Genomic DNA, 709 nt, shown 5'->3' on the forward strand with positions numbered 1-709 from the left:
CTCTTCTAATATTTTTCCATCCTTAATAACGACAGTACTTTTACCTTCAGCGAAATCACTAAACTTTTTACTTTTTATGGCTATGTAGTTCACTAGATAAGTAACAAATCCAAACACTAATAGTGCCAGTATTCCATGACCCATGTTACTTTCAAGTCCAGTGACTACTTCTCCGGCAATACTTCCAATAGTAATACCGGCCACGTACTCAAAGAAAGAAAGTTCAGAAATTTGTTTCTTTCCTAGTACTTTAGTGATGATAAATAAGAGTCCCAAAAGAATTAATGAACGACTTATGATAAAAATCCAGTCTGGCATTAGTTTCTCACCTCAAAATTTTATGAACCCATATATTGGGGTTCATGTCGTTCAAGTTCCAAAACTCGGTATTGAAGATCCTTCTTTACCTCTCCAATGGTTAACGTTGCTTCATGAAAAATAGCTTGTGCATCCTTATCGAGTGAATTTAAGGCGAAGGAAGACAATTGTGCTTCGATTCCCTTAATTGTAAAGAGACATTGCTTGACATTAGAAGCGATTGTCACAAATTTTACTTCCTTTCATAAAAAAATCAATAATGAAAAAGGGGTTGGCAGAATCGCCAACCTAAAACTGCTTTTATTGATTGTATTGCGGTTCTTCGCTAATAATTTCTTGAAGTCGTGGCTCAAGGCTATCAAGAACCGATTGTGTTTGTTGTGCGGCTTGT

The 709-nt window shown here is 36.0% G+C and carries 1 protein-coding gene and 2 pseudogenes (1 of these 3 cut by a window edge); all 3 read right to left on the reverse strand.

Annotation, left to right across the window (positions count from 1 at the left end; all coding sequences use genetic code 11):
• A pseudogene (locus V7137_RS29495) lies at positions 1-318 on the reverse strand (DUF421 domain-containing protein) (it extends 550 nt beyond the left edge of the window).
• Positions 319-338: 20 nt separating this feature from the next.
• Positions 339-545, reverse strand: coding sequence for a DUF1657 domain-containing protein (locus V7137_RS29500; RefSeq protein WP_218348720.1), 207 nt, complete (start codon positions 543-545; stop codon positions 339-341).
• Between the two features lie 73 nt (positions 546-618).
• Positions 619-709, reverse strand: a pseudogene (locus V7137_RS29505) (DUF1657 domain-containing protein); the annotation flags it as partial.

It is taken from the genome of Neobacillus drentensis, assembly GCF_036962765.1.
Classification (GTDB): Bacteria; Bacillota; Bacilli; order Bacillales; family Cytobacillaceae; genus Neobacillus; species Neobacillus drentensis_C.